Origin of the sequence: Erwinia pyri (assembly GCF_030758455.1) — a bacterium.
Classification (GTDB): domain Bacteria; phylum Pseudomonadota; class Gammaproteobacteria; order Enterobacterales; family Enterobacteriaceae; genus Erwinia; species Erwinia pyri.
In genome coordinates this window covers 4,079,293-4,105,381 of the sequence record NZ_CP132353.1, presented here as the reverse complement: position 1 = coordinate 4,105,381, position 26,089 = coordinate 4,079,293, and the positions used below count along the sequence as shown (strand labels likewise).

General features: G+C 53.2%; 25 protein-coding genes. 13 read left to right on the top strand and 12 right to left on the bottom strand.

The genetic code is table 11. From position 1 onward, the window contains the following. Positions 1–7: 7 nt before the first annotated feature. From Q3V30_RS19450 to Q3V30_RS19435, 4 genes are all read right to left on the bottom strand, one after another. Positions 8–1,087 carry a phosphotriesterase family protein gene (locus Q3V30_RS19450; RefSeq protein WP_306208611.1) on the bottom strand — a complete coding sequence of 360 codons (1,080 nt, stop codon included), beginning with the start codon at positions 1,085–1,087 and terminating at the stop codon, positions 8–10. Positions 1,088–1,090: 3 nt separating this feature from the next. Then, entirely contained in the window at positions 1,091–2,092 is a 1,002-nt protein-coding gene (locus tag Q3V30_RS19445) for an ABC transporter permease (protein ID WP_306213257.1), read from the bottom strand. Between the two features lie 19 nt (positions 2,093–2,111). Continuing rightward, positions 2,112–2,858, bottom strand: a complete 747-nt coding sequence (locus tag Q3V30_RS19440) for an ATP-binding cassette domain-containing protein (RefSeq protein WP_306213256.1) — start codon at positions 2,856–2,858, stop codon at positions 2,112–2,114. Positions 2,859–3,231: 373 nt separating this feature from the next. Further along, positions 3,232–4,254: a LacI family DNA-binding transcriptional regulator gene (locus Q3V30_RS19435; RefSeq protein WP_306208609.1), complete on the bottom strand. Its 1,023-nt coding sequence runs from the start codon at positions 4,252–4,254 to the stop codon at positions 3,232–3,234. A 350-nt stretch (positions 4,255–4,604) separates the two neighbouring features. On the opposite strand from Q3V30_RS19435, the gene Q3V30_RS19430 reads away from it, so the two are divergent. Continuing rightward, complete coding sequence (locus Q3V30_RS19430; protein ID WP_306213255.1) at positions 4,605–5,558, top strand: ABC transporter substrate-binding protein; 954 nt, start codon at positions 4,605–4,607, stop codon at positions 5,556–5,558. Between the two features lie 33 nt (positions 5,559–5,591). Here Q3V30_RS19430 and Q3V30_RS19425 read toward each other — a convergent pair whose 3' ends face one another. After that, positions 5,592–6,452: a ribokinase gene (locus Q3V30_RS19425; RefSeq protein ID WP_306208606.1), complete on the bottom strand. Its 861-nt coding sequence runs from the start codon at positions 6,450–6,452 to the stop codon at positions 5,592–5,594. 27 nt (positions 6,453–6,479) lie between these two features. Between Q3V30_RS19425 and Q3V30_RS19420 the strand changes: the two genes are divergently transcribed. Then, positions 6,480–7,325 carry a BtpA/SgcQ family protein gene (locus Q3V30_RS19420; RefSeq protein ID WP_306208603.1) on the top strand — a complete coding sequence of 282 codons (846 nt, stop codon included), beginning with the start codon at positions 6,480–6,482 and terminating at the stop codon, positions 7,323–7,325. Beyond that, on the top strand, positions 7,326–7,976 hold the full coding sequence (locus tag Q3V30_RS19415) for a TenA family protein (protein WP_306208601.1): 651 nt from the start codon (positions 7,326–7,328) through the stop codon (positions 7,974–7,976). It begins immediately after the preceding gene. Between the two features lie 153 nt (positions 7,977–8,129). Here the strand turns inward: Q3V30_RS19415 and Q3V30_RS19410 are convergent, their stop codons facing one another. Continuing rightward, the gene (locus Q3V30_RS19410; RefSeq protein WP_306208599.1) at positions 8,130–9,185 is read right to left on the bottom strand and encodes an NAD(P)-dependent alcohol dehydrogenase; all 1,056 of its coding nucleotides are present in this window, start codon (positions 9,183–9,185) and stop codon (positions 8,130–8,132) included. Positions 9,186–9,472: 287 nt separating this feature from the next. Continuing rightward, positions 9,473–12,304 (bottom strand): excinuclease ABC subunit UvrA, encoded by a 2,832-nt coding sequence (uvrA, locus tag Q3V30_RS19405; protein ID WP_306208597.1) that lies wholly within the window; start codon positions 12,302–12,304, stop codon positions 9,473–9,475. Positions 12,305–12,602: 298 nt separating this feature from the next. Between uvrA and ssb1 the strand changes: the two genes are divergently transcribed. Further along, the gene (gene ssb1 / locus Q3V30_RS19400; protein ID WP_306208595.1) at positions 12,603–13,151 is read left to right on the top strand and encodes a single-stranded DNA-binding protein SSB1; all 549 of its coding nucleotides are present in this window, start codon (positions 12,603–12,605) and stop codon (positions 13,149–13,151) included. Positions 13,152–13,459: 308 nt separating this feature from the next. Then, on the top strand, positions 13,460–14,524 hold the full coding sequence (locus Q3V30_RS19395; RefSeq protein WP_306208593.1) for a mechanosensitive ion channel family protein: 1,065 nt from the start codon (positions 13,460–13,462) through the stop codon (positions 14,522–14,524). A 362-nt stretch (positions 14,525–14,886) separates the two neighbouring features. Here the strand turns inward: Q3V30_RS19395 and Q3V30_RS19390 are convergent, their stop codons facing one another. Continuing rightward, a complete protein-coding gene (locus tag Q3V30_RS19390) occupies positions 14,887–15,441 on the bottom strand; it encodes a DUF4142 domain-containing protein (protein WP_306208591.1) in 555 nt (184 codons plus the stop codon). 253 nt (positions 15,442–15,694) lie between these two features. Between Q3V30_RS19390 and Q3V30_RS19385 the strand changes: the two genes are divergently transcribed. The 3 genes from Q3V30_RS19385 to Q3V30_RS19375 are packed head-to-tail and all read left to right on the top strand — an operon-like array spanning position 15,695 to position 18,523. Continuing rightward, positions 15,695–16,456 carry an alpha/beta hydrolase gene (locus Q3V30_RS19385; protein WP_306208589.1) on the top strand — a complete coding sequence of 254 codons (762 nt, stop codon included), beginning with the start codon at positions 15,695–15,697 and terminating at the stop codon, positions 16,454–16,456. Positions 16,457–16,478: 22 nt separating this feature from the next. Beyond that, positions 16,479–17,153, top strand: coding sequence for a heavy metal response regulator transcription factor (locus tag Q3V30_RS19380; RefSeq protein WP_306208587.1), 675 nt, complete (start codon positions 16,479–16,481; stop codon positions 17,151–17,153). After that, positions 17,150–18,523 (top strand): heavy metal sensor histidine kinase, encoded by a 1,374-nt coding sequence (locus Q3V30_RS19375; protein WP_306208586.1) that lies wholly within the window; start codon positions 17,150–17,152, stop codon positions 18,521–18,523. The genes Q3V30_RS19380 and Q3V30_RS19375 overlap by 4 nt, the downstream gene beginning before the upstream one ends. Positions 18,524–18,681: 158 nt before the next feature. Here Q3V30_RS19375 and Q3V30_RS19370 read toward each other — a convergent pair whose 3' ends face one another. Further along, the gene (locus Q3V30_RS19370; RefSeq protein WP_306208585.1) at positions 18,682–19,632 is read right to left on the bottom strand and encodes a LysR family transcriptional regulator; all 951 of its coding nucleotides are present in this window, start codon (positions 19,630–19,632) and stop codon (positions 18,682–18,684) included. 141 nt (positions 19,633–19,773) lie between these two features. Here Q3V30_RS19370 and Q3V30_RS19365 point away from each other — a divergent pair, with 141 nt between their 5' ends. Together Q3V30_RS19365 and Q3V30_RS19360 are read left to right on the top strand one after the other, a co-directional pair. Next, the gene (locus Q3V30_RS19365; RefSeq protein WP_306208584.1) at positions 19,774–20,391 is read left to right on the top strand and encodes an NAD(P)-dependent oxidoreductase; all 618 of its coding nucleotides are present in this window, start codon (positions 19,774–19,776) and stop codon (positions 20,389–20,391) included. Positions 20,392–20,409: 18 nt separating this feature from the next. Further along, the gene (locus Q3V30_RS19360) at positions 20,410–21,615 is read left to right on the top strand and encodes an MFS transporter (protein WP_306208582.1); all 1,206 of its coding nucleotides are present in this window, start codon (positions 20,410–20,412) and stop codon (positions 21,613–21,615) included. 149 nt (positions 21,616–21,764) lie between these two features. On the opposite strand, the gene Q3V30_RS19355 is transcribed toward Q3V30_RS19360, so the two are convergent. Next, positions 21,765–21,974, bottom strand: coding sequence for a YdgH/BhsA/McbA family protein (locus Q3V30_RS19355; RefSeq protein ID WP_306208578.1), 210 nt, complete (start codon positions 21,972–21,974; stop codon positions 21,765–21,767). 442 nt (positions 21,975–22,416) lie between these two features. On the opposite strand from Q3V30_RS19355, the gene Q3V30_RS19350 reads away from it, so the two are divergent. Further along, positions 22,417–22,899: a glutathione peroxidase gene (locus tag Q3V30_RS19350; protein WP_306208580.1), complete on the top strand. Its 483-nt coding sequence runs from the start codon at positions 22,417–22,419 to the stop codon at positions 22,897–22,899. A 381-nt stretch (positions 22,900–23,280) separates the two neighbouring features. Here Q3V30_RS19350 and Q3V30_RS19345 read toward each other — a convergent pair whose 3' ends face one another. Together Q3V30_RS19345 and Q3V30_RS19340 are read right to left on the bottom strand one after the other, a co-directional pair. After that, complete coding sequence (locus tag Q3V30_RS19345) at positions 23,281–23,490, bottom strand: YdgH/BhsA/McbA family protein (RefSeq protein ID WP_306208578.1); 210 nt, start codon at positions 23,488–23,490, stop codon at positions 23,281–23,283. 229 nt (positions 23,491–23,719) lie between these two features. Then, the gene (locus tag Q3V30_RS19340; protein ID WP_306208576.1) at positions 23,720–24,583 is read right to left on the bottom strand and encodes an alpha/beta fold hydrolase; all 864 of its coding nucleotides are present in this window, start codon (positions 24,581–24,583) and stop codon (positions 23,720–23,722) included. Between the two features lie 78 nt (positions 24,584–24,661). Here Q3V30_RS19340 and Q3V30_RS19335 point away from each other — a divergent pair, with 78 nt between their 5' ends. Both Q3V30_RS19335 and Q3V30_RS19330 read left to right on the top strand, forming a co-directional pair. Next, positions 24,662–24,988: a LysR substrate-binding domain-containing protein gene (locus Q3V30_RS19335; RefSeq protein ID WP_306213254.1), complete on the top strand. Its 327-nt coding sequence runs from the start codon at positions 24,662–24,664 to the stop codon at positions 24,986–24,988. 206 nt (positions 24,989–25,194) lie between these two features. Then, positions 25,195–26,007, top strand: coding sequence for a helix-turn-helix transcriptional regulator (locus Q3V30_RS19330; protein ID WP_306208574.1), 813 nt, complete (start codon positions 25,195–25,197; stop codon positions 26,005–26,007). The last annotated feature ends 82 nt before the right edge of the window (positions 26,008–26,089 follow it).

Below are 26,089 nucleotides of genomic sequence, written 5' to 3'. Positions count from 1 at the left end.
ACTCCCTTTACCCGGCAAAAACGCGCTGCGGGTTGGCAATTAATAAGGTTTCAAGCTGTTCGCCGCTGACGCCGTGACGGCGCAGGCGAGGCACGAAATGTTTGAGGATATAGCCATAGCCGTGGCCGCCGTAGCGGGTCAGCATGGTTTTCAGAAACACATCCTGCGACAGGAGGATCTGCTCAATAAAGCCGTCGTCGATCAGTTCGCAGATGGCGCGGGCATTCTCTTCGTCAGAGGGAGACTGGGCGGACTCGTCGGCGTAGTAGTAGCTCATGCCGATCATGTCATATTCGAGAAAAGCCCCGCGCTGAGCCAGCTCACGCTGATAGCGTTTATCGGCAAAGCTGGGGTTCATATGGCACAGCACGGTATGACGCAGATCTGCGCCTTCCTGCTCCAGGATATCGAGCACTTTATGTCCCAGCCTTTCCCAGCCGGGAAGATGAACTTCAATCGGCACGCCGGTAGCCGCGCTGGCGCGGCCTGCTGCACGCAGGGATTTTTCTTCATCCGCCGTAAACCGGCTTGATACGCCGATTTCGCCAATCAGACCAGCTATCACTTCAGGTTTTTCCGCTGCGCCACCCACGTCGTAAATCAGCTTTTCAGTGAGCTGCTCCACGGAAATGGTTTTCACCCATTCGGGATGGGAAGGCTCAAGGTAGAGCCCGGTCCCCATGATGATGTTCAGGCCGGTCAGCCGTGCAATCCGCTGCAGCGCTTTGGGATCGCGACCGATGCCGATATTGGTCGGGTCGATAACCGTTTCACCGCCCAGGGCGCGGAATTTCATCAGCTCCTCAATAGCGACCTCCACATCAAAAAGCTGGCAGTTATCGCGGCTCATCAACGGGTTAAGCGACAGTTCGCCCAGGTTCTCAATCCTGACCGGCATCTCAGCGATATGGCGATCGCTACAGCAGCAGGGGGCAACCCATTTGCCGGAGGCATCCAACAGAATATGCTCATGCATCAGCGTCACGCCCATTTCTGCCAGCGGCAGGGGCCCCAGCACCGTCATCACATAACCGCTGCTGACGCCTACCGGCAACGGCTCTGCATGGCGAAAAATCGATCCTTTCATCAGCTATCCTTTCGACGGCGCTCGCGCCGGGTTGAGAATGCGGGTGTTCAGCCAGATAGCCAGCAGGATAATGGTGCCGGTAGCAATCTGGGTGTAGAACGGCGAGATGTGTGACAGGATCAGCCCGTTCTGGATAATGGCGATCGACATGGCGCCCAGCAGCGTGCCGATAATGGTGCCGAAGCCGCCAAACAGGCTGGTGCTGCCTAACACCACTGCTGCAATCACCTGCAGCTCAAACCCTTCGCCCTGATTGGAGGAGCCGCTGCCCAGGCGGGCGGTGATAATCATTCCGGCGAGCGCAGCGGCCATACCGCTGATGATATAGACGCGCATCGTCACCGCTTTGGTATTGATACCGCTGCGGCGCGCGCCTTCCGCATTGGCGCCGATAGCGGTGACATAGCGGCCAAAACGCATATGGTTCAACAGAATATGCCCGACGATTAACACCACAATGCCGATAAGCGCCGGCATTGGAATGCCCAGCACCCAGGCTCGTCCCATGGCGGTAAACAGGCTGTCTGCCGGAATGGGAATGGAGTAGCCTTGAGTGATCAGCAACGCCACGCCACGTACCACCGCAAGCGTGGCAAGGGTCACGATAAAGGCAGGGATCCCTTCGTAAGCAATAAAGAACCCGTTGATAGCGCCAACCAGACCGCCCAGTATCAGCCCGCCGAGCAGCACCACCGGCCAGGGTAGGCCCCAGTAATTCAGCGCGATAGCAGAAAGCGCGCCCACCAGTGCCAGCGTGGAGCCTACCGACAGATCGATTCCGCCGGTGGTGATTACCAGCGTCATAGCGGTGGCGACAATCAGCAGCGGGGCGCTCTGACGGATGATATTCAGCCAGTTGGTGCTGCTGAGAAAGTTACCGGTGATAAACGAGAACACCACGCAGCAGAAAACAAAAAACAGCGCGATGCTGACCACGCCCGAGTGGTTATGCAGCAGGCGGCGCGGCAGTGAGTGCCGGATAACGCGTGGAGTGCTTAAATTGATCATACTCATCCCGTTGACCTCAGTGCGCGGCGGCTGAATGTGCGGTGAACTTCTCACCGACAATCAGGTTAACGATATCGCTCAGGCTGGTGTCAGCCACCAGGCGATCCGCCACGTTGGTACCTTCATACATCACCATAATGCGGTCGCAAACCAGGAAGAGATCCTGCAGTCGGTGGGTGATCAGGATCACGCTGACGCCCCGGGCGCTGACGCGTCGGATCAGCTCCAGCACCGCCTCCACTTCCGCCACGGCCAGCGCGGCGGTGGGTTCATCCATAATCAGGACTTTCGGTTCGAAGGCGGCGGCACGGGCAATCGCAATCGCCTGGCGTTGCCCCCCGGAGAGATTACGCACCAGCAGCCGCGTATCAGGGATGGAAATCCCCAGGCCTTTCAGCATCTCACGGGCATCAGCATGCATTTTTGTCTGATCGAGAAAAGGGATGCCGAGCAGATGCTTCATCGGCTCGCGGCCCATAAACAGGTTGCCCGCCACGTCCACCGTGTCGCACAGCGAGAGATCCTGATAGACCATTTCGATATGGCAGCGACGCGCGTCGGCCGGATTAGCAAAATGCTGTTCTTCCCCGTCAATGCGGATAGCGCCGCTGGTGGGCACTACGGCACCGGAAAGGACTTTGGTCAGGGTAGATTTCCCCGCGCCGTTATCTCCCACCAGCCCCAGCACTTCACCCGGCGCCAGCTTGAGGTTAACCCCACGCAGCGAGCGAATAGAGCCGTAAGTCTTGGTGATATTGACCATTTCTACCCGCGCTTTAACGGGTTGTGGCTGTTGCATCGTTAACTCCCCTCGCCGGATAGCGGTAAGGACGGTGATGGCAGAAAAAGGGCCCGTCGGTCGCGGTTCACATCTTGTAAACCGGTTTACCTGGCAGACGGGCCGTTCCGCACTGCACATCGGGAAAAACGCTTAAATATTTGTTCGCCGCAGAAAGTAAAGCAGCTTCCATGCCAGAAGAGAGAAAGAGCCTGAAATAATTTTTATAACTAACTGAAATAAATGGTGAAAATATTTACAGGTTTAGTAAACCGGTTTACGAGAATGCAGGCTGTAAGGGAGAGGTGAACAGTTTTTGCGCCATTTTTGTGCGAATAGTGCGCCATTTTGGGCCGGGTTAACGGATTTGGATGGAGTCGCGCCCGATCCATGTCACTGGCAGACGGGTTTCAGGGGCAATATTTTCTTCACCGTTGAGCAGACGCAGCATCAGGTTGACGGCGGTTCTGCCCAGTTCCCTGGCGGGCTGGCGGATAGTGGAGATGCGGGGCTGAGTGAAGTCGGCGTAGCTGGCGTCATCAAAGCCCACCAGTGAGAGATCCTGTGGTGCATGCAGGCCCAGCTCGCGCAGGCCATCCAGCAGACCCAGTACCAGAAAGTCACTGGCGGCAAAAACGGCAGTAGGGCGACTGTCGCGGCTGAACAGCTGGTGCAGCGCCCGCTGACCAAATTCGCGCTGATAATTTCCATACATTACCCACTCCGGCGGGCAGTGCAATCCGGCCTGCGCCAGCGCGGTGCAGAAACCCTGATAGCGCTCCCGCACGCTCATCAACTCGTCCGGCCCACCGATAAAGGCGATTTGCCGGTGTCCGGCAGCAATCAGCTGCTGCGTGGCCAGCATACCGCCCTGCACATTATCGGCGAAGACTTTGGGTACCGTGCTGCCGGGGATATCCTCATCCAGCAGCACAATGCGCTGATGACGCTGGATCTCCTTGCGCAGCAGGCCGTTATCGGGGCGATTGGTGGTAAACAGCAGACCATCCACCTGGCAGGTATCCAGCCAGCGGATAAACTGACTCTCTTTCTCGGGATTGTTGCGGGTAATGCAGAGCACCAGGCTGTAACCATGCTCAAACGCCGCTTCTTCGGCGGCATCGGCCAGTTCTGCAAAGAAGGGGTTAGTGATATCCGGCAGCACCAGCCCCAGCGTTTCGCTGCCGCCTTTACTCAGACGGCGAGCCAGGCTGTTACCCCGGTAATCCAGTTGCGCAATAGCCGATTCAATCCGCGTAATGGTTTCCTGCGGCAGCACGATACTGTGGTTCAGGTAGCGGGAAACAGTGGCTTTAGAGAGACCTGCAAGGGTTGCCACATCAGAGAGCAGAACGCGTTTTTTTATCATCATGCAGGCCATATCAGAGAGAAGGATATCTGTAACATAGTTAAGCGCCGCTGTTATACCATTTTTTCCAATCTTCAGACCTTAACAAAATTAACGCTTGACAAAAAAACGGCAACGGAGAATGGTAATAGACAGTTTACCTGCACGGCCCGGGAAGAAATTCCCACCCTGTTAAAAGCATTTTATTCCTGCGCCGACACGGACCGGCTGCAAAAATGTTTTTTTCCGGTTTCTACCGATCGTCTCTTTTTTAAAAAAGAGCGTCAGTCACCACGCTGATATTTGTCCTGCCAACACCGACCCCGCCGGATTAATTTTCGCTGCGGCAAGCTGGTTATAACTCAATTCCACTGAGGACAATGATGATGGTATTTAACACCGGGAAATTGCGTGTTCTGGCACTGGCAACAATATTACTGGCATCGGGCAGTTATATGGCTACGGCCTGGGCGGCCGCGCCCACTTATGCCCTGGTTCAGATTAATCAGCAGGCGCTGTTTTTCAATCTGATGAATAAAGGGGCGCAGGAGGCCGCTAAAGCCAGCGGAAAAGATCTGGTGGTCTTTAATGCTACTGATAATCCGGTTGCGCAGAATGATGCCATCGAAAATTATATTCAGCAGGGCGTGAAGGGCATCCTGGTCGATGCCATTGACGTCAACGGCATTATGCCCGCCATCAAAGAGGCGGCAGCGGCAAAGATCCCGGTAATTGCCATTGATGCCGTGCTGCCTGAAGGGCCGCAGGCGGCACAGGTTGGCGTGGATAATATTGAGGGCGGCAAAATTCTTGGTCGCTATTTCCTTGATTATGTACAGAAAAACATGAACGGCAAGGCGCGGCTGGGTATTGTTGGCGCGCTGAACTCGGCTATTCAGAACGACCGGCAGAAAGGGTTTCAGGAGATCATCACCGCCAACAAGCAGATCACCGTGGCCGACGTGGTGGATGGGCGCAATATTCAGGATAACGCCATGACGGCGGCAGAGAATCTGATCACCGGCAACCCTGATTTAACCGCCATCTACGCCACCGGCGAGCCGGCATTGCTGGGGGCGATTGCTGCCGTTGAAAACCAGGGGCGGCAAAAGGAGATTAAGGTGTTTGGCTGGGATCTTACGGCTAAAGCCATCAGCGGCATCGACAGCGGCTATGTTGCCGCCGTTCTGCAACAGGATCCTGAGAAGATGGGCGAAGAGGCGTTGAAAGCGCTGAACGACATCAGCGCCGGAAAAAGGGTGCCAAAGAGAATTCTGGTGCCCGCTACAGTGGTGATAAAAGTGAACGTTGACGCCTATCGTCCTCTTTTCAAATAAATCTGCAGGCCCACGGAGAAGTGGGCCTGCGCGTCAGCTTTCCAGCAGCGCGTTGAGTTCAGCGGTGTTGGGGAAAGCGCTGTAGGTACCCGGGCGGCTGACGGTAATTGCCGCCGCTTTACTGGCGTGAGTAAGTGCTAACTCGTCTATCTCACTCTGGCGGCGCAGGGCGGAGGCGAGCATCACCGCCAGAAAAGTGTCGCCAGCGCCGGTGGTATCAACAGCCTGCGCGGGCGTTGCGGCACAAAACTGGTGGTTATCCGGGGTTTTAAGCGAAGCGCCCTGGGAACCGTGAGTGATCACTAACGTGTTTACGTCCGTGGGCTTCAGTAAGTCAGCCTCATGCTCGTTGAGTACCGCAATATCGACCAGCGGCCAGAGCTGGGCGAACTCAGGTTTTACGGGCGACGGATTGAAGATGGCGATCATGCCCTTTGCTTTAGCCAGCTCGAACAGGCTACGGGTTTTCTCCACGGAGAAATTGCCCTGCTGCAGTAAAACATCGCCAGGCTGTGCGCCGTTTAGTGCCTGCGTAATCTCTGCCAGGCTCAAAGAGTCAGCCGCAACGGTGGTGGTCACGATGGCATTATCGCCATCTTCGCTATTGAAAATAATTGAGGTATCACTGTGACAGGGGAATAACTTTTCAGGCAACAGGCGTAACGGTTCAGCGTGTATTTGCTCTCTGATCCAGCTGCCATTACTGTCATTTCCCACGGCGGCAATGAGCGTTGTCTCTATTCCGCAGCGGGCAATTAATATAGCCTGATTCGCCCCTTTTCCTCCGATATCTTGTGAGATTTTATTGCCATGAATGGATGAGCCTTTTTTGGGAATATCTGATATTGCCCAGGTTTCATCGACGGTGATATTACCGGTGACATAAACACGCATTGTGTTTCCTTGAACAGGATGAAGAAGATGGTTGCTATATCAGCAGAAAAAACAGACGCAATACAAGCTATTTTTTCACGTAAGAAAGCGGTCATTGGTGTAATACATTGTGACCCCTTTCCCGGCACGCCAAAGTATCGCGGGAAATCTGTGGGGGATATTATTGAGCGCGCGCTACGCGATGCGGATAATTATATTTCCGGCGGTGTTCATGGCCTGATCATTGAAAATCATGGCGATATTCCTTTTTCCAAGCCGGAAGATATTGGCCCGGAAACCGCTGCGCTGATGGCGGTGATCACCGAAAAAGTCCGCACCCGGTTTAACGTGCCGCTGGGCATCAACGTTCTGGCTAATGCTGCCATTCCCGCACTGGCCACCGCGCTGGCGGGCGGGGCAGACTTCGTGCGGGTTAACCAGTGGGCGAACGCCTATATTGCCAATGAGGGCTTTATTGAAGGCGCGGCGGCTAAAGCACTGCGTTACCGCAGCCAACTGCGGGCAGAGCACATCAAAGTCTTTGCCGACAGCCACGTCAAACATGGCAGCCACGCTATTGTGGCCGACCGCTCCATTCAGGAGCTGACCCGGGATGTGGATTTCTTTGAGGCTGATGCGGTGATAGCCACCGGACAGCGAACTGGTGACAGCGCGACGCTGGGCGAAATTGACGAGATCCGCGGCGCAACCGAACTGCCGCTGCTGGTCGGGTCGGGCGTCACGCCGGACAACGTGGGGCAGATCCTTAGCAGAACCCAGGGCGTGATCGTCGCCAGTGCATTAAAGGTGGATGGCGTCTGGTGGAATGAGGTGGAGCTGGCTCGCGTAAAACATTTTATGGCGGCAGCCCGCAGCGTGCTGGAGGCGGAATAGATGGAAGCGTTCAGCGATCGTCTGTTGCGTGAGCATCAGGTGAGCTGGCAGGCGATGCAGCAGCATCGCTTTGTCTGCGAGACAGAACAGGATTGCCTGCCAGCAGAGGTGTTTAACCGCTATCTGGTGTTTGAGGGGAATTTTGTCGCTACCGCCATCGCTATCTTTGCGCTGGGGGTAAGTAAAGCACCCGATATCCGCCAGCAGCGTTGGCTTATCGGCGTACTGAATGCGCTGGTCGATACGCAGATTGCGTGGTTTGAGACGGTGCTGGCGAAGCGTGGGATCAATCCTGAGAGCTATCCTGATAACCTGCCGGGCGTCCGGCGTTTCCGCGAGGGCATGCTGAATGTGGCACAGCGCGGCAGCTATGCGGAGATCGTCACGCTGATGTTTGGGGCGGAATGGATGTACTACCACTGGTGTAAACGCGCCAGTCTGCAAATGCAGAGCGATGTGGATGTTCGTCGCTGGGTGGAGATGCATGCAGAAGAGGAGTTCTATCAGCAGGCGAGCTGGCTGAAAGCAGAGCTGGACCACTGCGCAGCAGAAATGAGCGAGGAAGATAAGTTTGCCCTCTCTGAGCTCTACGGCAAAGTGCTGAAGTGGGAGATCGATTTTCATACTGCCGCTTATTCTGACAAAGCGTAAATCACAGAAGGTCAGCTATGGCTGTCTGCTGGCAAAGGCTTAAGTGAGTAAAAATAGCGCCGTGGTTATCAAGGCAGGGCAGCCTTCGGAATGAAAAAACGGGCGGAAAATTCCGCCCGTTTACTGTCAGTAGTCTCAGCAGAACTGCCCGGCTTACTGGTTACGCAGGGTATCGATATCGATCACAAAGCGGTATTTCACGTCGCTTTTCAGCATACGTTCGTAAGCTTCGTTCACTTCATCCATTTTGATCATCTCAATATCAGAAGTGATGTTGTGCTTACCGCAGAAATCGAGCATTTCCTGAGTCTCTTTGATGCCGCCAATCAGCGAACCGGCAATGCTGCGGCGTTTAAAGATCAGGTTAACAACCTGCGGTGACGGATGGTCATGTTCAGGAACGCCAACCAGCGTCATATTGCCGTCGCGGCGCAGCAGGTTGATGAACGGGTTCAGGTCATGCTGAGCTGCCACGGTATTCAGGATGAAGTCGAAGCTGTTAACGTGCGCAGCCATCTGATCCGCATCTTTAGAAATCACGACTTCATCTGCACCCAGGCGCTTGCCATCTTCCACTTTAGAAGGAGAGGTGGTGAACAGCACGACGTGTGCGCCCATGGCGTGAGCAATTTTCACGCCCATATGGCCCAGGCCGCCCAGACCAACGATACCCACTTTTTTACCGGGACCCACTTTCCAGTGCTGCAAAGGAGAGTAGGTAGTAATACCGGCGCAGAGCAGCGGTGCGGTACCCGCCGGATCCAGATTCTCCGGTACGCGCAGCACGAAGTCCTCATTCACCACAACCTGGGTGGAATAACCGCCGTAGGTGATATCACCCGTGATGCGGTCTTCGCCGTTATAGGTGCCGGTGAAGCCGTTTTCACAATACTGCTCCAGGTCCTCTTTACAGCTGTCGCATTCCCGGCAGGAATCAACCATACAGCCGACGCCGACCAGATCGCCGACTTTATATTTATGAGTATGGCCGCCTACCGCAGTGACGCGGCCAACGATTTCATGACCTGGAACGACGGGAAAAATGGTGTTTTTCCACTCGTTGCGGGCCTGGTGGAGATCGGAGTGGCAAACGCCACAGAACATCACTTCAATCTGGACATCGTGTTCACGCAGTTCGCGCGGCTGGTACTCAAACGGGGCCAGCTTCGATTTTGCATCCTGTGCGGCATAGGCATGCGTAATATTCATGGTCTCTCCAGTCAGTGAAAGTTTTTTCGACGTAACGCTTAGATGAGTCCCTGCAAAGGGCGCTGTGATCTGAACAGATCAGAGAACAGTAAGGATAGTTAGCGAAACGCAAAGGGGGTATGCCGGAATCTGTCTAAATCTTGCCTGATCCTGCAGGATTGCGCTGAATACGGCAAAAATCAGCGTAAAAGGTGGATGATTTATTGAAAAGCGGAGATTTTATTTGTCACGCAATAAACATCAAAATGTCATTTGTCGGGGCGGAACACTCCACCCCGACAAGATTATTACTTCAGATTCAACATCGGCTTAAGGAAGCGCGCGGTATGCGACTCTTTGCAGAGCGCCACCGTCTCCGGCGTGCCGGAAACCAGAATTTCACCGCCGCCGCTGCCCCCTTCCGGACCGAGATCCACAATCCAGTCCGCGGTTTTGATCACATCAAGGTTGTGCTCAATTACCACAATGGTATTACCCTGGTCGCGCAGCTTATGCAGCACTTCCAGCAGCTGCTGAATATCCGCAAAGTGCAGACCGGTGGTCGGCTCATCAAGGATATAGAGCGTCTGGCCCGTTCCGCGCTTGGAGAGCTCACGCGCCAGCTTCACGCGCTGCGCCTCACCACCGGAAAGCGTGGTGGCCGACTGGCCGAGCCGGATATAGGAGAGACCCACGTCCATCAGCGTCTGCAGCTTACGCGCCAGCGCAGGTACGGCATCAAAGAACTCGCGCGCCTCTTCAATGGTCATATCCAACACTTCGTGAATGTTCTTCGCCTTGTACTTAATTTCCAGCGTTTCACGGTTATAGCGTTTGCCCTTGCACTGATCGCACGGCACGTAGATATCGGGCAGGAAGTGCATCTCAACTTTGATCACGCCATCACCCTGGCACGCTTCACAACGCCCGCCGCGAACGTTAAAGCTGAAGCGCCCTGGCGTATAACCCCGCGTCCGCGATTCCGGTACGCCGGCAAACAGCTCACGCACCGGCGTGAAAATGCCGGTATAGGTGGCCGGGTTAGAGCGCGGCGTGCGGCCAATCGGACTCTGGTCAATATCGATAACCTTATCGAAGTTTTCCATGCCGGTGACTTCACGATAAGGCGCGGCTTCCGCAACGGTTGCGCCGTTGAGCTGGCGCTGGGCGATCGGGAACAGCGTATCGTTGATCAGCGTCGATTTTCCCGAGCCGGAGACCCCGGTAATACAGCTGAACAGCCCTACCGGCAGCGTCAGCGTCACATCTTTAAGGTTGTTGCCTTTGGCGCCGGTCAGCTTAAGTACCTTGCTGGGATCCGCCTTCACGCGCTCTTGCGGTACCGCAATGCCACGCTTGCCGCTGAGGTACTGGCCGGTTAACGACTCCTCAACCGCCATGATGTCATCTACAGTACCTTCCGCCACCACCTGGCCGCCGTGTACGCCCGCTCCCGGCCCGATATCGATAACGTGGTCAGCGGCACGGATTGCGTCTTCATCGTGCTCAACCACAATCACCGTGTTGCCGAGATTGCGCAGATGTACCAGCGTCTCCAGCAGACGTTCATTGTCGCGCTGATGCAAACCGATAGAGGGTTCATCCAGCACGTACATGACGCCTACCAGGCCCGCCCCGATCTGGCTCGCCAGACGGATACGCTGCGCTTCACCGCCGGAGAGGGTATCGGCAGAGCGGGACATAGAGAGATAGTTCAGGCCCACGTTCACCAGGAACCGCAGACGGTCGCCAATCTCCTTCAGCACTTTTTCCGCTATCTGCGCCCGCTGGCCGCTCAGCTTTATGTTCTGGAAGAAATCGAGCGCATGACCGATGCTCATATCAGAAATGGTCGGCAGCGTGGTGTTCTCTACAAACACATGACGCGCTTCACGCTTCAGGCGCGTTCCCTGGCAGCTGGCACAGGAGCGGTTGCTGATAAATTTCGCCAGATCTTCACGGACTGCAGAAGATTCGGTTTCTTTATAGCGGCGCTCCATGTTGTGCAGCACGCCTTCAAACGGATGGCGCCGTACGGAGGTATCACCGCGATCGTTGATATATTTGAATTCGATGCTCTCTTTGCCGGAGCCAAACAGGATCACCTGACGGGCATGATCCTTCAGCGTTTCAAACGGCGCTTCAATATCAAATTTCAGATGATCGGCGAGTGAACGCAGCATCTGGAAATAGTAGAAATTGCGGCGGTCCCAGCCGCGGATAGCGCCGCCAGCCAGCGACAGCTCTGGATTCTGCACCACGCGGTCCGGGTCGAAATATTGCTGCACGCCAAGGCCGTCACAGGTAGGGCAGGCGCCGGCCGGATTGTTGAAGGAGAAGAGGCGCGGTTCCAGCTCGCTCATGCTGTAGCCGCAGACCGGACAGGCGAAATTAGCGGAGAACACCAGTTCTTCGGCCGCTTCGTCGTCCATATCAGCCACAACGGCGGTACCGCCGGAAAGCTCCAGCGCAGTCTCAAAAGATTCCGCCAGGCGCTGCTGTAAGTCTTCACGCACTTTAAAGCGGTCTACCACCACTTCAATGGTGTGCTTCTTCTGCAGCTCAAGCTTTGGCGGATCTGACAGATCGCACACTTCACCATCAATACGGGCGCGGATATAGCCCTGTGATGCCAGGTTTTCCAGCGTCTTGGTGTGCTCGCCTTTACGATCTTTGATGATCGGCGCCAGCAGCATCAGGCGACGGCCTTCCGGCTGGGCCAGCACGTTATCCACCATCTGGCTGACGGTTTGTGCGGCCAGCGGCACGTCGTGATCCGGGCAACGAGGCTCACCCACGCGGGCAAACAGCAGGCGCAGGTAGTCATGAATTTCAGTGATAGTCCCCACGGTGGAGCGCGGGTTATGCGACGTGGATTTCTGCTCGATCGAAATGGCTGGCGACAGCCCTTCAATATGATCCACGTCCGGCTTCTCCATCAGGGAGAGAAACTGGCGCGCATAGGCAGAGAGAGATTCCACGTAACGGCGTTGCCCCTCGGCGTAGAGCGTATCGAACGCCAGCGAGGACTTACCGGAGCCTGACAGGCCTGTGACAACGATCAGTTTGTCGCGAGGGATGATCAGGTTGATATTTTTCAAATTATGGGTGCGTGCACCCCGTACTTCGATCTTATCCATTCACAATTCCCGGATTAACACAGACCTCACCGTGCAGGCACGGTCAGAATGAAGCCTGTTATTATGGCACAAAAAAACCTGAATGGATAACCAGTGCTTTGCCACAAGAGCAGAGCAGGATCCGGATCCTGCCGGGTGCCTGACCGGAAATTTTCTCGATCCTTCTCAGGCCGCAACCTGCAACGTTGCAAGCTGGATAAACCCTTTTCGATCCCGATCTGAAAGTAGGATCTCAAAGAGTGGCATGTTAGAATTTCCGGCTTAGACTTAAAGCAGAACAATTATCGGAGACACCAACATGGCCAGCAGAGGCGTAAACAAAGTGATCCTGGTGGGCAACCTGGGTCAAGACCCGGAAGTCCGCTACATGCCAAATGGCGGCGCCGTTGCCAACATTACCCTGGCCACGTCTGAAAGCTGGCGTGACAAGCAGACCGGCGAAACCAAAGAGAAAACTGAATGGCACCGCGTAGTGCTGTTTGGCAAGCTGGCGGAAGTGGCGGGTGAATACCTGCGTAAAGGTTCCCAGGTTTATATCGAAGGCGCGCTGCAGACCCGCAAATGGACTGACCAGGCTGGCGTAGAGAAATACACTACGGAAGTGGTGGTCAACGTTGGCGGCACCATGCAGATGCTGGGTGGCCGTCAGGGTGGCGGTGCAGGCGCACCGGCAGGCGGCGGTGGACAGGGCAACAACAACGGTTGGGGCCAGCCTCAGCAGCCGCAGGGCGGCAGCAACAACCAGTTCAGCGGTGGCCAGCAGTCCCGTCCGCAGCAGCCACAGCAGAACAATGCTCCGGCTAACAATGAACCGCCAATGGATTTTGACGACGATATTCCTTTCTAAGCGATCTCGCTTCAGTCAACGTTCCATAAAAACAGTGAAACCCTGCTCAGGCAGGGTTTTTTTGTTTCAGTCTCACGGCACTGCCTTGCGCTTTTTCAGCGTCTCTGGAGCCTACTGGGTGAGGTCAGTTGCGTTTATGCTACCCTTTATATTGATTTATTTTCATGGTTATTTTGCGTTAAACGTCAGTCAGCTAAGCTTATGTGCGTTAACCATTTAATCCTCAGATAACCGGGAAAACAACGGTTACTGAAGTTTTATTACTGATATGACAACTGATAGTTGTTGTCTGAATATAAGGGAAAGAAATGCCAACGATATTCGGTGAGTTATCTGGTGCTCCATCATGGGTACCTGCTTTATTGCTCGTCACTCTCTCATTCATAGTGGGGTTCCTGGCCCGATTTATACTTCTCCAGTTTATTCGCTACTGGCAGAATCGTGACCGAAAGCTATTCAAATCACTTGAAAAAAATCTTCGTGGATCGATGTTTCTTTTCATTCCCTTGATGTTAATAAATATCGGCGTTAATTATATTAACATTCACCCAACTTACCTTTATATTATTACAAATACCGTTAATATATTCATCATATTATCATTTTGCTCCGTTTTAATTCGCCTGACGAATGTTGTGCAGGATATGCTTTTTATACGTTATGACATTAATCTTTCAAATAATCTTCGTGCCCGTAAAGTTCGTACTCAGATAATCTATGTAAAAAAGGTCGCTATCGTACTCCTCGTCTCATTCTGTGTTTCTCTGATCCTGCTCAGTTTCCCTGGCATTCGAAAATTCGGCACAACCATCCTGGCCGGGGCAGGGGTTGCTGGCATCATCATTGGTTTTGCCCTGCAGAAGTCGCTTGTCAATCTGTTTGCCGGTATTCAGATAGCCTTTACGCAGCCTATAAAAATTGATGATGCGGTGGTAGTTGAAAAGGAGTGGGGCTGGATTGAGGAGATAAACCTGACCTATGTCGTTGTGCGTATCTGGGATCTGCGCCGACTGGTCCTGCCTATCACCTATTTTACAGAAAATGCCTTTCAGAACTGGACGCGTAATAACGCACAAATATTAGGCTCTGTATTTCTTTATGTTGATTATTCGATGCCGTTAGAGCCTCTCCGTCAGCATTTTGAAAAAGTACTCAGTGAAACAAAACTCTGGGATCAACAGACTCAGGTGCTTCAGGTTACTGATACGAGTGAAAAAACCATGACAATCAGATTGTTGATGACCGCTCAGAATTCCCCTATAGCCTGGGATTTACGCTGTTACGTCCGTGAAAAAATGATTGAGTTTATTCAGCAAAATTATCCGCAGAGCCTGCCTCACTTCAGGGCTACGCTGACCAACTCCGATGACTGATAGTGCGGGTGGTCAGTAGTCAATTGCTCTGGTTTAGTCTGCAAACAATGAAACCCTGCTCAGGCAGGGTTTTTTGTTTCAATCTCGCGGTCCTGCATTGCGCTGTTTTAGCGCCGGACTCTTTATTTAGTCAGTTCAGCCGAGACATAAGCACCGTTATCAACACGTGCACCGGTGATTTTATAAGAGGCACCAACGGCTCTGTACCAGAAGCGGTCCTTCGCAATATTTGCCCCATGCAGCCTGTCGGGCGGCTGCTCGGGGTCAATTCCATTCGTCAACACGTAGAGTGAGCGTCAGCTTGCGACCACTCATGGACGAGCATCGCTCGGCACACTTACAGTCAATATTGACTTACCTGACTACATCGACATCTGCTGGGCAGCCTTCAGGTGCTGCTCAACGACCGGCGTGTGCGCATCGGCCAGGACCTTCACATCAGGATCCTTGATCTTTTTGGCATCACTCTGCAGTTTCGACAGCACCATTTTGTGGTCTTTAGTACCGGCGTTTTCCATATACATCTTGTCAAATGCGTCGCCGCTCTGCTTTTCCAGACTGGCGGCCATGGTTTTGTGTTTGGCGTCCGGCTCAGTCGGCAGCGCCACGCCCTTTTGCTGGGCGACCGTCTGTACTTTGGTCAAGGCAGCACCGTGGTCTTCGACCATCTTCTGAGCGAACGCTTTGACGTCGCTGCTTTCGGCCTTGCTCAGCGCGATTTTGGCGGCGGCAACTTCATTGATATCGGCCTGCGCCATATCCTTCAACGCTTTTTCGTCACCGGAGCTGAGTTTTGCGCTCGATGCGGTCTGATCTGCGGCGCTCGTCGGCGTTTGGGCTTGCACGCTAACAGTGCTGAACATAGCTGCTACTACCGATAGGGCCAACAGCCCTTTCAAGGTTTTACTCTTCTGCATTTTGTTCTCCTGAAGGTCATGGGTAAGGTTGATGTCAGGTAATCAACCGTGCGCAGCCTCGTAGGTAAATTACAACTGCAATGGTCAGTATAGTAGATCAACGATTCGGGACATAAGTTTGAGTTATGGTTCTCAACGGAGAAACGGCAGTCACGTTTCGACCAATGTCATTTTTTTGTCATAACTGGCTCACCCGAATGTCAGAACCCGTTTCATATCCTGTAGGCGAACCTTTCCAGACAGGAGTATTAAAATGAAACTGAACAAAATTACCCTTGCAGCGGGCATGCTGCTGGCAATCGCAGGCGGCGCGGCGCAAGCTCAGGCAGAGCCGGTGCATAACATTGTGCTGGTGCACGGTGCTTTCGTTGGCGGCGCGGGCTGGCGTCCGGTGTACGATCGTTTAACGCATGACGGTTATAATGTGACGCTGGTACAGGAGCCGCTGACCGGCTTTCCACAAGATGTGGCGGCGACGCGACGCATAATCGATGAGCAAAATGGCCCGGTGATTTTAGTCGGCCACAGCTACGGCGGCGCAATCATCACGGAAGCCGGTAACGACAGTAAGGTGGCAGGCCTGGTCTATATTGCCGCGCATGCGCTGGATAACGGCGAAACTGAAGCCAGTAACGGCAAGAAATTCCCCAACAGCGCCCATCCGTTTGCAAGGTCGGGCGACGGCTATCTGACTATCGCGCCACAATATTATCACAGCGATTTCGCTGCTGACTTGCCTGCCGCACAGGCCGATTTTGAAGCACATGCTCAGATGCCGACGAACGCGGCAGTGTTCACCGCTAATATTCCCGATCCGGCGTGGAAAACCAGGCCCAGCTGGTACATGGTGGCGAAAGCTGACAAAATTATTAATCCCGATCTGGAGCGTATGTACGCCAAACGTGCACACAGCTATACGGTGGAAATTGCCGGTGCCAGCCATTCGGTGTATCAGTCACATCCTGACGAAGTTGCGAAATTGATCGAGCAAGCCGCGCAACACGCACAACCTTAAAACCTGTTCCAGGGAGACGCGCATGAAAATCTTGGTCATTGAAGATGAAGCCAAAGCACGCGATTACATGCGCAAAGGGTTGACGGAGGCGGGCTTCATCGTGGATGTGGCAGAAAATGGCCAGGAGGGTCTGTTCTATGCCCAGGAGCATCATTACGATTTGATTTTACTGGACGTGATGATGCCCGGCATGGATGGGTGGCAAGTGATGGCGGCGATGGATAAACAAATTCATGCGCCAGTTATATTCCTTACCGCCAAAGGGACTCTGGAAGATCGCATTAAAGGGCTGGAGCTGGGAGCAGACGATTATCTGGTCAAGCCCTTTTCATTTGCCGAACTGCTGGCGCGCGTTCGTACGCAATTGCGACGCGGCGGCCAGCATAAGCTGCCGGATATTCTGACGCTTGCCGATTTGCAGCTCGATATTCTTAAACGACGCGTCGAGCGCGGCGGTCAGCGCATCGATCTCACCAACAAAGAGTTTAATCTGCTGCATCTGTTTCTGCTCTATCCCGGCGAGGTGCTGACGCGCACCGTGATTGCTTCCCGCGTATGGGATATGAACTTTGACAGCGACACCAACGTGGTGGATGTGGCGGTTAAACGCCTGCGGCAGAAAATTGATGGCCCGTTTGCCCAACCGCTGATCCATACCGTTTACGGCGTAGGCTATCGTTGCGAAGCAGAATCATGAGGAAACGCTCCCTTGCGGCACGTCTGTCGCTGATGCTGAGCGCCACGGTGATTGTCATTTTTTCATTCAGCGGCTTCGCGCTTTACCAATCGCTGGCAAGCCAGATTGGCGTGCGTGATGATGGCGCACTGCTGACGCGTATAGATCAGATCCGCACACTGTTGCGCGATGAAGATGCCATTACGCTGATCCAGCAGAAACCGCATTTGTTCGCCAACATGCTTGGCAATACCGAATCTTTGCTGGTGCTGCGTTTCCCCGGGCAGCCACCGCTCATTGTGGTCAATCCTGGCCAGCGTCCGCTTCCTGCCATTACCCCCGTCCCTGCTGACCAGCCGCTGACGCTGGCGTCGGTACACCATCTTGAAGCCGAAGACGGCACGCCGTTTATCTCGGCGGCGGCTCTCACGCCAACGCGTGATGGCACCGGGCAGATTGAGATCATTACTGGTCGCCTGTTGAGTGACCGTACCCAAACAATGAACAGCTACCGCGATCGGGTCATTCTGGCAACTGTACTGACAGCATTGCTGGTGGCAGCGATCAGTATCTGGCTGGTGCGACGGGGGTTGTCCCCGCTGCGCACTCTGGCGACGGAAGCGAATGCGATTGATGTGCGCCATTTGTCACACCGCATACCCAATCAGGCTCCCGCTGAATTGCAGCCGCTGGTCGCCGCCTTTAACCAGATGCTGAGTCGTCTTGAGTCGGGTTATCAGCAGCTGAGCCAGGTTTCTGCGGATATGGCGCATGAACTGCGCACGCCAGTCGGGACGCTGATTGGCCAGACCGAGGTGGCGCTGAGCCAGACGCGCAGCGTCAGCGACTATCAGGCGTTGCTGGGTTCCAATTATGAAGAGCTGGAACGGCTGGCGAAGATGATCGACAACATGCTCTTTCTTGCCAAAGCGGAAGATGCCAGTCAGGCGATGGATGTACAGCGCATCGATCTGGCGCAGCTCGGCGAGAAACTGCAGGGATATTTTGACGGTATGGCGGAAGAAAAGGCGATGCGGCTGGAGATGGCGCTGCAGGGCGAACTGTATGCCGATCCGCAGCTGCTGCAACGCGCGCTGGCAAATCTGATGGCGAATGCGCTGCGCTATGGCAATCGTGACACCACGATCCGTGTCTTTAGCAAGGCGCAGCTGCAGGGCACCGAACTGGTAGTGGAAAACCATGGCCCTGAGCTGAATGCTGAACATCAGGCGCGTATTTTCGATCGTTTCTGGCGTGCCGAAACTTCACGCCATCAGGGCAGCAGCGGATTGGGGCTCTCTATTGTACGTAGCATCATGCGATTACATCAGGGAAGTTGCGAGGTGCATAGCGAGCACGGCGTTAACCGGTTTACGCTACGATTTCCCTGAAATATCTATCGGCAACTTTTTTGCTCAGAGAGTAAAGGGCATGGTTTACCGACAATTAAAATTCAGCTAAAAAATTATGCACTCATATTCCTGGTTATTTCCTTCACTGTAAAAGCAGGCAGAAATCAGTCACGTTAAAAAGAGAAGGCGTTAACTCATTAAAAATGCCGTTTCACGGTAGGCAAAAAACTAAAAAAGGAGGTTAACGCACTGACAGCCATTTTTATTTTTGCCTGCCCCGGGTGACGTTCGGATGTTAATAAAGTTAGCGGGTAAAAAGGAAGCTGCTTAGTGGGCAAGACTCTTACCAGAATGCCATGTTCAAGGGCGGCCCGGACATCTGGATAAAAAAGTCGCGCAATGCCTGCCCCCTGTTCACACATCTGCTGGAGTGTAATCTGATTAGTAGTGGTGGTTCTGACCGCTAACGTTATCTTTTCCGGCTTATTATTTTCATCCATTAAATGAAGTTGAAACGTTGGCAAAGGGGTAGCGTTAGTACGGTTTGTGGTAGCCGTATAATGGACCTCATTCATCAGTGACAGCCAGTGGTGATGATATAAATCATCTGTCATTTGCGGCGCTCCCCAACGTTCCAGATAGGCTGGCGAGGCACACAATACCGTCTCCATATCACCCAGCTTGCGTCCAACCCAACTTGAATCAGGTAATGAGCCAACGCGCAGCGCCACATCAATGCGTGATGCCACCAGATCTGTCAGCTCATCATCAACGAGCAGACTCAGTCTTAGCTGTGGCCATTCCGCCAATAAGGGGGCAAGCGCAGGCGCTACGTAGGCACCAAACCCCAAAGGGGCAGCAATTTTCAGTTCACCTCCAGGCGCGTCACGGGCAAGTTCCAGCGAAGCGGCGGCAGAATTTCTGGCTTCCAGTAATCTCAGACAATGGGGGTAACAGCGCTCTCCGGCATCAGTAAGCACCAGTTTGCGAGTTGAGCGGTGTAACAGGCTTACGCCGAACTGTCGCTCCAGCGTGCTGATAATCTGGCTAACGGCAGAGGGAGTCAGATTCAGTCTGCGGGCAGCCGCGCTCATGGAGCCCGATGCGACCACTTCAGCAAACACAGCATATTGCTTTAAATCATTCATCTATTAGCCTGCCTTAAAGAACCATTAAATAAAACCGAGATAATCACGACATTATTAAAATGACATAATAAATCTCAATATAAAACAGGCCGTAAAATTCAGGGTTTGTTTTTGCGCATTGGGAAAATTTATGGAGGTTTCATGAAAATTGCACTTATTGGTAGTACCGGTTATGTAGGATCTCAACTGCTCGCTGAAGCGCTGGAAAGGGGCCATGAGGTCACCGCCATTGTAAGAAATATCAACAGCATTTCATTAAATGAGAGAAACCTGAGTGTGAAAGTGGCAGATGCAGGCGATCTGTCTGCTGCACTCACCGGGCATGACGTAGTTATCAGCGCTTACAACCCTGGGGCAGACAGTGATGGCAGCACCACGCTGGCTATTATTGAAGGCGTAAAACGTGCAGAGGTCAGTCGCTTTTTGGTAGTGGGAGGTGCCGGAACACTACTGCTGCCCTCCGGTGAACGTGTTGTAGATCAAAAAGATTTTCCTGCCGAGTGGAAGGAAGGGTCATTGCGCACCGCCAGATTTCTGCAGCAGCTAGAACAAGAGAAACAGCTGGACTGGGTGTTTCTTAGTCCGGCAGCCATGCTGGTGCCTGGCGAACGTACCGGGCAGTATCGGGTCGGTAAAGACCACCTGCTGGTCAACAGCAGCGGGGAAAGCCGGATTTCCCTGGAAGATTACGCTGTTGCCATGCTGGATGAAGCAGAGCAGCCACAGCATCACCGTGAACGTTTTACCGTCGCTTACTGAAACTGAGTGAACCGGAAAATGTCGCCAGTAAAAATGTTTAACATCCTACGCTCACGCCCGTCTGCATCTGTCACGCTGGCACATCTGATCCTCTCATCAGGGGGATTCGCTTTCGGTACGGGTGAGTTCGCCACTATGAGTTTTTTACCAGCCATTACCCATGAGCTGGGTGGCGATGCCCCGTCAGGAGGACACGTAGTTAGCGCTTATGCACTTGGCGTTGTCCTGGGCGCGCCTTTACTGGCGGTGTTGGGGGCGCGTGTTGAACGCCGCCTGCTGCTGATGCTGTTGTTAAGCTGGTTCGCTGTGGGTAATTTACTCAGCGCTCTGGCTCCCACTCTGCAAAGTTTAATCGCACTGCGTTTCGTCACCGGGATGACTCATGGGGCTTATTTTGGGGCTGCAATTCTGGTTGCCGTCACTATTGCAGGAGAGCAGCGTCAAAGTAGTGCCGTAGCCCGCATTCTTATGGGGCTGGCACTGGCTACCACACTTGGCGTACCGCTGACTAACCTGCTTACCCAGTGGGCGGGCTGGCGGATGGGATATGCCGTTATTGGACTTTTTTCAGTGCTGGTTATGGTGTCGCTACGCTGCATACTGCCGCTTCAGCCGGTTAGTGTTAACGCCTCCATACGTCAGGAGCTTGGCGCGTTACGCCGTCCACAGGTGTGGCTGAGCGTGGGTATCGGTGCCATTGGCTTCGGCGGCCTGTTTGCCATTTACAGTTATCTTGCTTCAACATTGCAGACGATAAAGCAGGTATCAGATATTGCTACCGTCCTTATTTTTTGCCTGTTCGGGGCAGGCATTACCTTCGGCAATATGATGGCATCCAGGTTGGTAAGAAAGGGGATTATGCCTGCAGCGGGCCTTATCCTGCTCTGGAGTGCGCTCTCAACATTATTCTATTCTTTCAGCGTACATAACATAGGGTTAATTGCGCTGTCGGTATTCGCAGTTGGCTGTGGGGGAGGACTCGGGACAATACTGCAAATGCGGCTGATAGCGGTAGCGGGAGATGCCCAGAATTTAGCCGCTTCATTGAATCATGTGGCATTCAATATTGCCAATGCGCTTGGTCCATGGCTGGCAGGTTTAGCTATCGCATCAGGCCTGGGATGGGCGTCGGCTGGCTGGACAGGTTTTGCCCTGGCACTCGGCGGGTTGCTTATCTGGTCAATTGCTGTCTTCCTGCCTGAACAATCTGAGGATCCCCGGTAAGCTCACAGTAAAGCGCCGGACCCAGGTGTACCTGAATGGACTATATGATCATAGTCACCGTTCCCTGGAAACAATGAAACCCTGCGCAGGCAGGGTTTTTTGTTTCAGTCTCGCGGTACTGCATTGTGCTGTTTTTAGCGCCGGACTCTTTATTTAGTCAGTTCAGCCGAGACGTAAGCACCGTTATCAACACGTGCGCCGGTGATTTTATAAGAGGCGCCAGCCTGCAGAGCCTGAGCAGAGATTTTTGCTTCGGCATCATCCAGGGTAGGAGCTGAAACGGTGATGCTCTGGGCGAAGCTACCAAAAGAAATCAGTGAAAGAGCGGCAACTGCAACGAAAGTTTTGATGGTTTTCATGTTTAATTCCTCAGAGATTATTTTATTGGGAGGCCGTTCTGCCTCGATGTAGTGATAGTAGGCTTAAACATGAAGGGATAAAAGCTGAACAATTTGCTGAGGTAAGTCAGTAAATTTGAATAATAGTTCGGGTTGCTTTTTAACTGAGTGTTGAGGGCTTTATGCCTGTGCCAGTCCACGATTCTGTTTTCGGATGTCAGGGTAAATGGGTTTATGTTCTGCGCATGCTTCATGCACCCCAACTTGTCTCGCAGCTCGTCATCTCTTCATTGGATATGCCAGGCTTAACTCAGCACCCGGCAGTGCGCTTTTTGCCTGAAGCGGTCTGCACCGGTGGCTTTTTGCCAGCAGCGGACGTGGAAAATGTGTAGTTCTGTTCGACAGGCAATTATCCTGTCTTACACAACGAATCTGCGATGTGAGTAATAGTGAGGATTTCGACATGACCACTTTTCATCAACTTACTGCCACCAGTCTGAGTGGTCAGCTCATCCCTATGGCCGACTATGCTGGCAAGCTGGTGCTCGTAGTCAATACCGCCAGTCACTGTGGATTTACGCCACAATACGCAGGCCTTGAATCACTCTACAAGAAGTACGCCGCCCAGGGGCTGATGGTGCTTGGTTTCCCCTGTAACCAGTTCGGTAAGCAGGAACCCGGCGGCGCTGACGAAATCGCGCAGACCTGTCACATCAACTACGGGGTGAGCTTCCCGATGTTCGAGAAAGTGGAGGTCAACGGAAACGCAGCGCACCCTGTGTTTCGTTATCTGAAGAATGAATTGCCAGGCGTGCTGGGTGGGCGAATCAAGTGGAACTTCACTAAGTTCCTGATCGGACGCGACGGCAAACCGCTCAAACGTTTTGCACCGATCCATACCCCGGAAAAAATGGAAGCCATAATTCTTGCTGCACTTGAAATCTGAGCGCTTCTGTAATTTGAACCCTTTATCTTCAGAGCGTTTCCGACAAAAGGATTATACGCGTGTGAAATTAACGTCTGCTTTTCGCTTACAGCGGACTTTCTGGGGGAATATCAGATTCTGTTCGAGCCAATAAAAATCACGGTAAGCATAATTGATCTGAACCTGATAATTGTCGAACGCTTATCAGGGTTCGTCTTACCAGGAAAGAAGGTGCCATCAGGGTTCATATTCGGGGCAGGCGGGAGATGATCATTTTGTCTGGAAAACATGATTAGGATGCGTTTCCATCACCATTACCCAAAAACAACGAAACCCTGCTCAGGCAGGGTTTTTTGTTTCAATCTCGCGGTACTGCATTGCGCTGTTTTAACGCCAGACTCTTTATTTAGTCAGTTCAGCCGAGACGTAAGCACCATTATCAACACGTGCGCCGGTGATTTTATAAGAGGCGCCAGCCTGCAGAGCCTGAGCGGAGATTTTCGCTTCAGCATCATCCAGGGTAGGAGCTGAAACGGTGATGCTCTGGGCGAAGCTACCAAAAGAAATCAGTGAAAGTGCCGCAACTGCAACGAAAGTTTTGATGGTTTTCATGTTTAATTCCTCAGAGATTATTTTATTGAGAGGCCGTGTTGCCTCGATGTAGTGATAGTAGGCTTAAACATGAAAGGATAAAAGCTGAACAATTTGCTGAGGTAAGTCAGTAAATTTGAATGAGCAGTCGGACTGATTTTTAACCTGTTGGTGAGCGCTTTAAACTTTGTCAGATATATCGCGCTCATCTTTCATTGTCACACTGACACAGCATCGATCTGGCTGAATGCTAACTGCATGACAACAGAAACTGACGGAGTGCAGCCGCCAGCTCCTCAGGAGCCTCTTCGGCCATATGGTGGCTGCTGTTAATGCTTTTACCTTGTACATTATGCGCCCAGCTTCTCCAGATGGCCGGAATATCGCCGTAGATCTCCTCCAGGTCATCATGTTCTGACCACAGGCAAAGCAGAGGGCACTCGATCATTCTTCCTGCCTGACGGTCCTGAAGTTCATGCTGTCGATCTACCGACAATCCGGCACGGTAATCTTCAATCATTCCATGGACGGTTGCCGGATCGTGGATCGCCCGCCTGAACTCTTCATACTCTTCATCCCCCATTGTTTCGGGACGCTCTCCGTACCATTGGTCAGGGTCGGCCAGGATAGCCCGTTCAGGCTTTTCGGGTTGCGCAAAGAAAAACCAGTGATACCACTGGCGGGCAAATTTCTCATTACACCGCTCCAGTGCTTCGAGTATCGGAACGCCGTCCAGAACCGCCAGCTGCGTAATCTTTTCCGGGTAATCTAAAGCGGCGCGATAGGCGGTATAACTTCCTCTGTCATGCCCCACTAACGCAAATTTTTCAAAGCCGAGAAAGCTCATCAGCTCGATACAATCCTGTGCTTTTGCTCTTTTGGCGGAGCCAGCATGATCGGGGGAGTCTGCGGGTTTGGAAGAGCGGCCAAAGCCGCGTAAGTCCGGGCACACCACGGTAAAGGATTGAGCAAGCAGAGGGGCCACCTTTGACCAGGTTGCGTGCGTACGGGGATGGCCATGCAGTAACAACACGGGTGGGCCATTGCCGCCATAACGTACGTTCAGGACGGCTTCAGAAAGCGTAACTTCCTGATGGATAAATCCTTCAAACATACCTTTGTCTCCCGATACGGATAGAGTAAAGAGTATAGTTTTTCTTTAGCGGCAGCTTAGTTCTTGTGGTTTGGCTGAATAACCACTTTCCCGGATAGTTTACCGAAGCCAGCTATCACCGGCATAAATCAACTATCATCGACGAAGAAAATCCGTGACTCAGCCGCGGGGTTACAGGCAGCCATGGCTGGAAGTGGCGTCGCATTGGGTCGAAGCAGTCTGGTCATGGCTGACCTTCAGGCCGGTCGTTTAGTCAGACCTTTTGGTGATGCTCAGTCAAGCCCGCTGGCCTATTACCTTGTACAGATAGCAAAAGCTCAGCCTTCAGCCGCAGCTCAGTCGTTCAAAGAGTGGTTACTTGAGTCAGCCCGGGATGCAAATCCTTTAGTGACTGAGGGCCATTAACTCACCCCGATGAAAATAGCTTTCGGCAGCACCGATGAAATGTAATGCCAGGGAAATCTTTCAGGGTTACCTGTTGAAGCAACGCTTTCAGTTGGATTTCTGGGGAGGAGATGTTAACCCTTTCCTTTTTGCGATAAGATTTTCAGGCGCTGCGCACAGAGAAAGATAGCTCTCATAAATGATTAAGCTAAGGGATAAACCGTTACATGGTAAAAAAAACCTCCCCCGAACAGCGTCGTGAACTGGGCGCTTTCCTGGTCAGCCGCCGGGCGCGTCTTAACCCGCAGGAATTTGGTCTGCCCGCAGGGACGCGTCGTACGCCAGGCCTACGCCGTGAAGAAGTGGCGGTACTGGCTGGCGTCAGCGTGAGTTGGTATACCTGGCTGGAGCAGGGCAGAGAAATCAAGCCCTCGGCGGATGCCCTGCAGCGTATCGCCAAAGTCCTCAGGCTCGACAGAATTGAGTCTTCCCATCTTTTTGCCCTTTCACCTCGTGAAGAGCCTCTGCCCCGTACGATTGATGATGGCGTCAGCGAGGGGCTGGAGAGTCTGGTTCGTGCTATCGACCCTATCCCGGCCTATATCCGCAATACCCGGCTTGATATTCTTGCCTGGAATGATGCTATTGCAGAGCTGTTTATCGATTATGGCTCGCTGCAACCTCATGAGCGCAATACGTTGCGCCTGCTGTTTCTTTACCGGCCCTACCGCACGCTGATCCTGGATTGGGAGCAGATGGCGAGAGGGATGATCTCTGTGTTCCGCGCTTCCCGGGCGCATGCGCAAAATAAAGCGCCGTTCGATAACCTGATAAAAGAGCTCTCTGAACAGAGCCCTGAATTTCAGGAGTGGTGGCAGGATACGGAAGTGAAAGGCATGGGCGAGGGCAGCAAGCGTCTTTTACATCCTACCTCCGGCCATATTGAATTTACCTATGTCGCCTTGACGCCGGAGGGGCGTCCGGACCTGTCTCTGGTGACCTATATCCCCCGCCACGTTGCCAGTGACCCCGAGTCATAGGATAACAAGACGCCTTCCAGGGATGATCTGACGCGCCTAAAGTGGATTCACAGCAGCACACAACGTGCTCTCTTAAACCACC

Bases quoted from the DNA above. Each gene is read 5' to 3' on its own strand.
- Q3V30_RS19450 (WP_306208611.1), bottom strand. From the start codon at position 1,087: ATGAAAGGATCGATTTTTCGCCATGCAGAGCCGTTGCCGGTAGGCGTC.
- Q3V30_RS19440 (WP_306213256.1), bottom strand. From the start codon at position 2,858: ATGGTCAATATCACCAAGACTTACGGCTCTATTCGCTCGCTGCGTGGG.
- Q3V30_RS19435 (WP_306208609.1), bottom strand. From the start codon at position 4,254: ATGGCCTGCATGATGATAAAAAAACGCGTTCTGCTCTCTGATGTGGCA.
- Q3V30_RS19430 (WP_306213255.1), top strand. From the start codon at position 4,605: ATGATGGTATTTAACACCGGGAAATTGCGTGTTCTGGCACTGGCAACA.
- Q3V30_RS19425 (WP_306208606.1), bottom strand. From the start codon at position 6,452: ATGCGTGTTTATGTCACCGGTAATATCACCGTCGATGAAACCTGGGCA.
- Q3V30_RS19420 (WP_306208603.1), top strand. From the start codon at position 6,480: ATGGTTGCTATATCAGCAGAAAAAACAGACGCAATACAAGCTATTTTT.
- Q3V30_RS19415 (WP_306208601.1), top strand. From the start codon at position 7,326: ATGGAAGCGTTCAGCGATCGTCTGTTGCGTGAGCATCAGGTGAGCTGG.
- Q3V30_RS19410 (WP_306208599.1), bottom strand. From the start codon at position 9,185: ATGAATATTACGCATGCCTATGCCGCACAGGATGCAAAATCGAAGCTG.
- uvrA (WP_306208597.1), bottom strand. From the start codon at position 12,304: ATGGATAAGATCGAAGTACGGGGTGCACGCACCCATAATTTGAAAAAT.
- ssb1 (WP_306208595.1), top strand. From the start codon at position 12,603: ATGGCCAGCAGAGGCGTAAACAAAGTGATCCTGGTGGGCAACCTGGGT.
- Q3V30_RS19395 (WP_306208593.1), top strand. From the start codon at position 13,460: ATGCCAACGATATTCGGTGAGTTATCTGGTGCTCCATCATGGGTACCT.
- Q3V30_RS19390 (WP_306208591.1), bottom strand. From the start codon at position 15,441: ATGCAGAAGAGTAAAACCTTGAAAGGGCTGTTGGCCCTATCGGTAGTA.
- Q3V30_RS19385 (WP_306208589.1), top strand. From the start codon at position 15,695: ATGAAACTGAACAAAATTACCCTTGCAGCGGGCATGCTGCTGGCAATC.
- Q3V30_RS19380 (WP_306208587.1), top strand. From the start codon at position 16,479: ATGAAAATCTTGGTCATTGAAGATGAAGCCAAAGCACGCGATTACATG.
- Q3V30_RS19375 (WP_306208586.1), top strand. From the start codon at position 17,150: ATGAGGAAACGCTCCCTTGCGGCACGTCTGTCGCTGATGCTGAGCGCC.
- Q3V30_RS19370 (WP_306208585.1), bottom strand. From the start codon at position 19,632: ATGAATGATTTAAAGCAATATGCTGTGTTTGCTGAAGTGGTCGCATCG.
- Q3V30_RS19365 (WP_306208584.1), top strand. From the start codon at position 19,774: ATGAAAATTGCACTTATTGGTAGTACCGGTTATGTAGGATCTCAACTG.
- Q3V30_RS19360 (WP_306208582.1), top strand. From the start codon at position 20,410: ATGTCGCCAGTAAAAATGTTTAACATCCTACGCTCACGCCCGTCTGCA.
- Q3V30_RS19355 (WP_306208578.1), bottom strand. From the start codon at position 21,974: ATGAAAACCATCAAAACTTTCGTTGCAGTTGCCGCTCTTTCACTGATT.
- Q3V30_RS19350 (WP_306208580.1), top strand. From the start codon at position 22,417: ATGACCACTTTTCATCAACTTACTGCCACCAGTCTGAGTGGTCAGCTC.
- Q3V30_RS19345 (WP_306208578.1), bottom strand. From the start codon at position 23,490: ATGAAAACCATCAAAACTTTCGTTGCAGTTGCGGCACTTTCACTGATT.
- Q3V30_RS19340 (WP_306208576.1), bottom strand. From the start codon at position 24,583: ATGTTTGAAGGATTTATCCATCAGGAAGTTACGCTTTCTGAAGCCGTC.
- Q3V30_RS19330 (WP_306208574.1), top strand. From the start codon at position 25,195: ATGGTAAAAAAAACCTCCCCCGAACAGCGTCGTGAACTGGGCGCTTTC.